This is a genomic window from Pseudomonas protegens, from assembly GCF_003732485.1.
GTDB lineage: Bacteria > Pseudomonadota > Gammaproteobacteria > Pseudomonadales > Pseudomonadaceae > Aquipseudomonas > Aquipseudomonas protegens_B.
In genome coordinates this window covers 159077-167254 of sequence record NZ_MOAK01000013.1, presented here as the reverse complement: position 1 = coordinate 167254, position 8178 = coordinate 159077, and the positions used below count along the sequence as shown (strand labels likewise).

The 8178-nt window shown below is 63.1% G+C and carries 6 protein-coding genes; 2 read left to right on the top strand and 4 right to left on the bottom strand.

What is annotated here, in order from left to right:
• On the bottom strand, window positions 1-864 hold an 864-nt coding region (locus BLX41_RS01260; protein ID WP_123723475.1), incomplete at its 3' end, for a DnaJ C-terminal domain-containing protein.
• Between the two features lie 296 nt (window positions 865-1160).
• Here BLX41_RS01260 and BLX41_RS01255 point away from each other — a divergent pair.
• A complete protein-coding gene (locus tag BLX41_RS01255) occupies window positions 1161-2426 on the top strand; it encodes an Hsp70 family protein (RefSeq protein WP_123723437.1) in 1266 nt (421 codons plus the stop codon).
• A gap of 61 nt (window positions 2427-2487) precedes the next feature.
• Window positions 2488-3396 (top strand): hypothetical protein, encoded by a 909-nt coding sequence (locus tag BLX41_RS01250; RefSeq protein WP_123723436.1) that lies wholly within the window; start codon window positions 2488-2490, stop codon window positions 3394-3396.
• A 12-nt stretch (window positions 3397-3408) separates the two neighbouring features.
• On the opposite strand, the gene BLX41_RS01245 is transcribed toward BLX41_RS01250, so the two are convergent.
• From BLX41_RS01245 to BLX41_RS34135, 3 genes are all read right to left on the bottom strand, one after another.
• Window positions 3409-4419 carry an AI-2E family transporter gene (locus tag BLX41_RS01245; RefSeq protein WP_011058994.1) on the bottom strand — a complete coding sequence of 337 codons (1011 nt, stop codon included), beginning with the start codon at window positions 4417-4419 and terminating at the stop codon, window positions 3409-3411.
• A gap of 125 nt (window positions 4420-4544) precedes the next feature.
• Window positions 4545-5396: a hypothetical protein gene (locus BLX41_RS01240; RefSeq protein WP_185073320.1), complete on the bottom strand. Its 852-nt coding sequence runs from the start codon at window positions 5394-5396 to the stop codon at window positions 4545-4547.
• On the bottom strand, window positions 5393-8178 hold a 2786-nt coding region (locus BLX41_RS34135; protein WP_259744295.1), incomplete at its 5' end, for a hemagglutinin repeat-containing protein. The genes BLX41_RS34135 and BLX41_RS01240, both read right to left, overlap by 4 nt.

Below are 8178 nucleotides of genomic sequence, written 5' to 3'. Positions count from 1 at the left end.
CTGCTTGGGCATCACCGCCTTGAGCTGGACGAACAGGTAGCCACGCTGGCCGGCCTTGTTCAGCAGGCCATGACCCTTGGCGCGCATGCGCTGGCCGTTCTGGCTGCCGGCCGGAACCTTGAGGTTGATCTTGCCGGTCAGGGTCGGTACTGCCACCTCGGTGCCCAACGCCAGCTCCCAAGGGGCCAGCGGCAGGGTGATGATCAGGTTCTCGTCCTCCACATCGAACTTCGGATGGGGCGCAAAGCGAATGGTCAGGTACAGGTCGCCATTGGCTCCGCCACCAACGCCCGGTGCACCCTGGCCCTTGAGGCGGATGCGTTCGCCGTCGGTGACCCCGGCCGGAATCTTCACGTTCAGGCTTTTGCTGGTATTGCTGACGTGCTGGCCGGCGGCGTTGTACTGCGGCACCTGGAAGCTGATTTTCTTCGACTCGGTCGACAGGGTTTCTTCAAGAAAGATCGGCAGTTCCATTTCCACATCCTGTCCACGACGACCGCTGCTGCGGCGCTGCTCCGGGCCGCCGAATCCTGGCCCCCGGTTACCAAAGATCGAACTGAAGAAGTCCGAGAAGTCCCCACCGTCACCGCCACCAAAGCCACCACGGCTCTGCCAGCCCGGCGGGCCCTGGAACGGTTGGCCGTGCTGGCCGTACTTGCGCAGGTCGTCGTACTCGGCGCGCTTGTCCGCGCTTTTCAGCGCTTCATAGGCTTCCGAGGCATCCTTGAACTTGGCCTCGGCATCCTTTTCCTTACTGACGTCGGGGTGGTACTTGCGCGCCAGCTTGCGATAGGCGGCCTTGATCGCCTTGTCGTCCGCTGTCGGCTCCACGCCGAGAATCTTGTAATAGTCTTTGAAGTCCATCGAGGGAATCACCATCCGTTATCAAAGTCGCGCGGCGTGCAGCACAGCATGCTCGGTCTGGCAGCATGAGAATTGATCAATCTCAATCCTCTGACTGAACGGCGCATCAGAAGTTTATCGGCAGCCTCGGGCGGATCTTGTGATCCCTGGTGGCTGCGCGGCCCATGCCTGCAAGTTTGGGGGTCAAGGATAGTCTTTCAAGGCACGACAGGGGGTGATTTAGCAGATAGTCGGCCTTTGCAACGCGCGAGGACTGGCGTACGCTGCGCGGCCGTTTTTTCACCGGACCCAAAGACATGAACAACGCCACCCCGGCCCGTGCCTGCGGCATTGACTTCGGTACCTCCAACTCCACCGTCGGCTGGCTGCGCCCCGGCGAGGAGACGCTGATCGCCCTGGAGGACGACAAGATCACCCTGCCTTCGGTGGTGTTCTTCAATATCGAGGAGCGCCGTCCGGTGTACGGCCGCCTGGCGCTGCACGAGTACCTGGAAGGCTACGAAGGCCGGCTGATGCGCTCGCTGAAAAGCCTGCTGGGCTCCAAGCTGATCAAGCACGACACCAGCGTGCTGGGCACCGCGATGCCGTTCAAGGACCTGCTGGGGCTGTTCATCGGCCAGTTGAAGAGCCGCGCCGAAGCCGCCGCCGGTCGCGAGTTCGAAGAAGTGGTACTCGGGCGCCCGGTGTTCTTCGTCGATGACGACACCGCCGCCGACCAGGAAGCCGAAGACACCCTGGTGGAAGTGGCCCGCAAGATCGGCTTCAAGCAAGTGTCCTTCCAGTACGAGCCCATTGCCGCGGCCTTCGACTACGAATCCACCATCGAGCGCGAGGAACTGGTACTGATCGTCGACATCGGCGGTGGTACCTCGGACTTCTCCCTGGTGCGCCTGTCCCCCGAGCGCCGTGGCGTCGACAACCGGCATGACGACATCCTCGCCACCGGCGGTGTGCACGTCGGCGGTACCGACTTCGACAAGCAACTGAGCCTGCAGGGCGTGATGCCGCTGTTCGGCTACGGCAGCCGAATGAAGAGCGGCGCCTACATGCCCACCAGCCACCACATGAACCTGGCGACCTGGCACACCATCAACTCGGTGTACTCGCAAAAATCCCAGCTGGCCCTGGGCAGCATGCGCTACGACATCGAGGACACCGGCGGCATCGACCGCCTGTTCAAGCTGATCGAACAGCGCGCCGGGCACTGGCTGGCCATGGAGGTGGAAGAAACCAAGATCCAGCTGACCCACGCCGAAAGTCGTCTGGTGCCCCTGGACCGCATCGAGCGCGACCTCAGCGTGGACCTGACCCGGGCCCTGTTCGAATCCTCCATCGACGGCCTGCTGGAGCGCATTCGTACCAGCGTCAGCCAATTGCTGAACAACGCCAATGTCGGTGTGGGCCAGGTCGATACGGTGTTCTTCACCGGCGGTTCCAGCGGCATTCCGGCGCTGCGCCAGAGCGTGGCGGCGATGCTGCCCAATGCCCGGCATGTGGAAGGCAACATCTTCGGCAGCATCGGCAGCGGCCTGGCGATCGAAGCCAAGAAGCGCTACGGCTAGACACCCCGCACCCGACCGTCGCACCCCAGGATGGGGAAAACTTTCTCAAGGAACCGCAACGATGAACCTGCGCAAACTGCTGCCCCTGCTAACCGCCCTGCTGCTTACCGGCTGCAAGGAAGACTTCATGTCCCTGCACTTCGAGCAGCCGGTGGGTTATCGGGGCCAGCCGGTAAATGCCAACCTCAGCACCCTGCTGGGAGAGGCGATCCGCTCCCGTGGCATCGACCCTGAACGGATCGTGCTGGAGCTGGATGAGCAAGACAGTCGCGTGATCCATCTGGCCCTCAACGGTGAGTTGAACCCTGAACAGCGTGCGGCCCTGCGCGCCCTGTTTGACGAGATCATCCAGGCCCGGGCGGCCAGCAGCATGGCCATCGACCTGACCCTTCAAGCGCGCCCCGAGACAGCCCCCCCACAGCCGATCCCCCTGGAGCTGAGCCTCTCGTCCGAGGTGCAGCTTTCGGCGCGCTACCAGTATCTTGACCGGGCAATAGGCATGTTCAACCAGAGCGGGGTCCCGGTGCAGATCGTCTGCGGCATCGAGGGGCAATTGAACGGCGAGCTGCCCTTCAACGGGCTGAGCGTGCAACAGATTCCCGAGCAGTCGCCCGAGCATGTCTACCTGAACTTCCGTACCCAGAACTTTAAAAGACAGACCATGCCGGTCCTGATGCAGGTCAGGGATGCCCAGTTGCGCGAGAGCATGAGCAAAGGCGAGATTCGCCTGTGGGGCGAAGAGCAGATCCCGAATGACCTGCTGCGGACCAAGCTGCAATTGTCGATTGAAATCGGCAACCTGGGCGAGCAGATGCTGGCCGCCGATTTCAGTGCCGACAGCCGCCAGGACACCTGGACCAGCGAATGCGCGAAGAAGATCGAACAGTTGGGCCGACCGTTCTCCTTCCATATCGGCTCAGGCATCGATCGCCTGCAGGCGGTGACCTATGAGGATGCCGGGCGCGATTGAGCCCGGCGGGACTCAGACCAGCCCCGCCAGCTTCAACTCGCTCTTCAGATAGGCGTAATAGATCGGCCCCGCCACCACCCCGGGCAGGCCGAACGCCGCCTCGAACACCAGCATCGCCAGCAGCAGCTCCCACGACTTGGCACTGATCTGCCCGCCGACGATCCGCGCGTTGAGGAAGTATTCCAGCTTGTGGATAAAGATCAGGTAGCCCAGCGCCGCCACTGCCACCCAGATCGACAGCGACAGGCCGACGATGGTGATCAGGGTGTTGGAGATCAGGTTGCCGATCACCGGCAGCAGGCCCAGCAGGAAGGTCAGCACGATCAGGGTCTTGGTCAACGGCAGCTTGACCCCGAACAGCGGCAGGATCAGCGCCAGGAAGATCCCGGTGAAGAAGGTGTTGAGCAGGGAGATCTTGATCTGGGCGAAGACGATGTTGCGAAACGCCTGAACCAGCAAGTGCAGACGGTCGAACAGCGCCGCCGCCAGAGGCTTGCGTTTGGTCAGGTCGGGGACCCGCTGCAGGGCAATGATCGCCCCCAGGACCATGCCGATGAGCAAGGTCACGAACATGTGCGCCGCGTCCTTGCCCACCAGTTGCAACTCGCTCAGGTGCTTGCTGGCCCAGGCGCCGATGGCGGCCTGGAACTCGGCAGCGCTGGCCGGCAGGTAGGAATCGAGGAACGGCGGCAATTGGCCACGAGCCTTGTCCACCACCACCATGAACTTGCCCAGCGAGGCGCCGGGGTTCTCCGCTTCATGCAACAGGAAGCTGATGGCTCCAGCGAACAGTAGGGTCAGCAGGCTGACCACCAGGGTGCCAAGCAGGGCCACCGCCAGCCAGCGCGCACGCCGGCCTTCGATCAGCCGCTGCAGTTGCGGGGTGAGCATGTTGACCAGCTCGAAGACCAGCAACCCGGCCAGCAGGCTGGGCAGCAGACGCAGGGGCAAGGCCAGCAACAGGCCACCGAAAATGATGATCCAACTGATGAACAACAGATGACGCTGTGAAAACGCTGGCATATAGCCTCAAGACAGACAGCGGGGAAAAGACCGGCAGTCTGCCAGCCTTCACCCCTGAGGAATAGTGGCAGGCGCCGTAAGGACGCGGGCTTACAGGGTACTGGAGTGTTGTGACAGGCGAAGGTTCAGTCGGCTTTGGCCCCGGCCGCCGGGGCCGAAAGGTCGGGCAGCGGCACGTCGTAGCCGCAGTAATGCAGGCGGGTCAGGGTCAGGCGCTTGTCGGGGTAGTCGCTGCCCCAGGCACTTCCCCGGTCATAACGAGCCTTGCCGCGGGCACAAGCGGCCTGGAGCCGGTTTTGTGCCTGAGCCAGGGCCGAAGGTGCCAGACGCTTGATCTGCAAGCTGGCAAAGAATGGCAGGATAAAGGTCCGATCAAGATCGTAACCCTTGGCGCCCAGCGCCAGACGTTGCCCGGCATGTACGTAGAACGGTTGAGTCAGGCCGCTTTCCCCTTCCCAGCACCAATACCTGACCTCATCCTCCCAGAGCCCCACTGCAGCCCCCTGCCAGCGCTCATAGAAACGCAGGCACTGATAGCTGCCCCGGGTGACCCAATCCACTTCACGGGGTTTGGCACCACTGCCGGGCAAAGCCAATGCAGCCAGCTTGCCCTGGAGAAAGGCGTCCCGGGGATACATCAGCCCATAACCCTCACCGTCGAGAAAGCTGCTGACCTTCATGTACAGCGAAGACGCCGATACCTGGACATCGCCATAGGCGAAGTTCCCCTCGGTAGCGACAGACAGGCTGTCGCTGATTCTGTCGTAGTAGAAACCGCCCATGAGCGTACCGCATTCTGTGTGCCGGAACGGTTCAGGCAGGTCGAAGGAGAAACGCTGGGGCAAGGTCACCCGCTTGGCCCCTTCGCTACACAACATGCGCTGCTCGGTGCGTCGCTCCTGCGGCTTGGCGGGGAGGTTCAGGCATCCCCCGAGCAGCAATGCCAGCCCCACCACCACACTTGGACTCCCCCTCATCTGCGGATAGTGTCCTTGCCATTGGCATCGATGAACGTAGGTTCAATGTACCGGGGATTCTTCTTGAACTGGTCCTGCAGCGCATTGGGCGCATCACCGCACATGCCCTTGGCAACACACAGGTAGTTCGAGTGCGGGCTATCCACTCCCATCAACGAGGTGCTGGTCGCCAGCGAACCGAAGAAACGAGCCACCGGGTCGGACGAGTGCGTGAAGTTCTGCCCCAGCAGATCCGACACGGTATCGGTGACCGGCAACATGCCGAAAAAGGTCTTCGACCCCGGACGGTTGACCTGGAAGAAGGCGCCGTTGCCGATATCGAATCCGGCGGCATCGGCGGCTTCAAAGAAGCTCTTGGAACCCACTGGGGCGCCCGACAACTGGATGCTCCCGACCTGGCCATTGAGGTTGAAATCCAGGCCGGAAATCGCCCGGTAGGTCAACAGACCGCCCTGGCTGTGGCCGGCAACGTCCAGCTTGTACTCATCCTTGATCCCGGCCTGGAAGAAATCGTGCAGCTGCTGGGCATTACCAGAGCGCACCGTCCCGCCCAGCGCCACATCCCACAGCGACTCGACCAAGTCGCCGAGAATCCCGTGCTCGGGGTTGTAGGCCTGCATGAAGGAATCGGAGCCGGTCTGCATCGCACCGTTGACCAATGCCGCCATCAGCGAGTTCTGGATGCCGTTGGTGAACACTGCACCATCACCATCGGGACGCTCGATCTCCATCAGCTTCTGCACGTTCTCGATCATCGGTTTGCCGGACAACGGGTCCACCTTGATGGTCTTGCCGTCGGACTCGTACTGGTACTTGGTCTCAACCCGGTAGAAGCGCATGTCACCCGTGATCAAGGCCGGCACCTGGGTGATCAGGCCACCATGGTTCTCGACGCCGGGCATGATGCCACCGGTGTACTTGCCAGCCTTGTCGAGCACGGTTTCCAGGAGCCCGGGAATCCAGGCCAGCGGCAGCAACGACGGGTTGTCGGCCACCACCTGGTCCGCCGCCTTACTCAGGTCGCCAAACTGGGTGAAGATACCCGAGGCATTCTTGCCATAGTTCTTCATCCCCTCCTTCCACTGGTTCAGGGTCTGAATCGGGTGGTTCACCGACTCCAGGGACGACTGCGAGACATACAGGTCGGTACGCTTTTCCTTGTCCTTGGTGATTTCATAGGCCTGGGACACATCGCGGTTCAGGCCCGCAGTGGAGTCGGCGCCAGTCTTGGCGTCGTTGCGCACGGTGATGGTGCCCGCGCCCACTGTGGCGCGCACTTCCTGCTCACGCTCCTTGCGGTAGTCATAGCCGCTGACGCTCCAGCCGGACGCCCCGGTCTTGCCCTTGCCTTCCTGGCTCTTGTCCGTGGTGAAGGCCACGTCCTTGCCGCCGGTGGCCTTGGCGCCATCGCCGCCGCCCCAGCCAAAGGTGCCGCCCGCATTGACGTAGTAGCTGTGCTCCTTGTCCTGGCCGGAGATATCGCGGAAGCCCAGGGTGCCGGTGTCCAGCTTGAGGTTGCCGTTGTCGGCGGCGACCAGCGCGCCGTCGAGCTGGGTGTGGTTCTCGGTGCGGATGTCGACGCCATTCTTGCCGGTGATGCTGGTCTGCTCCTGGACCCAGTTGGTCTTGCCGGTGGTCTTGCCCATGCCCAGGGAACCGCTGACGCTGCCCCCGCCGCCCAGGCCGATGCTCACGGTGACACTGGCATCCATTTCCTTGCCGCTGACCTTGCCGGTGTCCGGCACCGAGGACACGGTCAGGTCACCGCCAACCCGGCCGATGACCTCACCACCGCGCAGGGTGGCGCCGGCGATGGTGGTGTCCTTGCCACTGCTGAAGCGCAGCTGATCGCCGGCTACCAGATTGGCGTTCTGCTGCCGCTGGTTGTCCCGGTCCAGTTGGCCCTTGCCCATGTCGACGCTGGCGTAGACCGAAATGAAGTCCTTGCCGCCCACGGCCAGGCCCACTTCACCACCGCCGCTGTGGCGGCTGGACTCGCTGCTGGAATCGTTCTGCGCGGCGCGGATGGTCAGGTCGTTGCCGGCCCCCAGGTCGATATCGCGCCCGGCCTGGACCTGGGTCCCGATCAGGGTCAGGTTGTTGCGCGCCTCAAGGCTGACATCGCGCCCGGCGAGGAACACCGACGGAGTATTGGTGCCCTGGCTCATCTGCTCGCTGGCCACACCGTTGCTGCCGCCGATGCCGGCACGGGCGCTACCGCCGCCGCTCTGGCCATTGATGCCGCCCTGGCTGCGGGCGGTCTTGCTCTCTTCGGACACCGAACCGCGGGCCACATCCACATTGATGTCACGGCCCACCAGGGTGATGTCGCGCCCGGCGTCGAACTGACCACCGCGAATGTTGATGTCATTGCCGGCCACGGCGCTGATATCCCGCCCGGCCCCTAGGCTGGCAGGGCTGTTGCTGTGCACTTCCTGGCGCGAGCTGCTGGACTGGCTGGCCGTACCGAAATGGGTCGCGGCGGTCGGGCCCGAGGTGAACTGGTTGATCGCATCCACGGTGCTCAGCACGCTGGAGGCCTTGCTGGTGTTGTCCTCGCCTTTGCCGGTGCCCTTGAGGGCGTCCATGGTGTTGCCGTAGTTGTGGCTGACATTGACCGTCAGGCCATTGCGGTCGCGGCTCTTGCTGCGCTCCTGGATCGAGGTTTCCTTGCCCGCGTCGATGCTGATATCGCGCCCGGCCTGCAGGTTGACATCACGCCCGGCATCCACCCGCGAGCCTTCCAGGGTCAGGTCACGCCCGGCCTTGATGGTTGCATCCT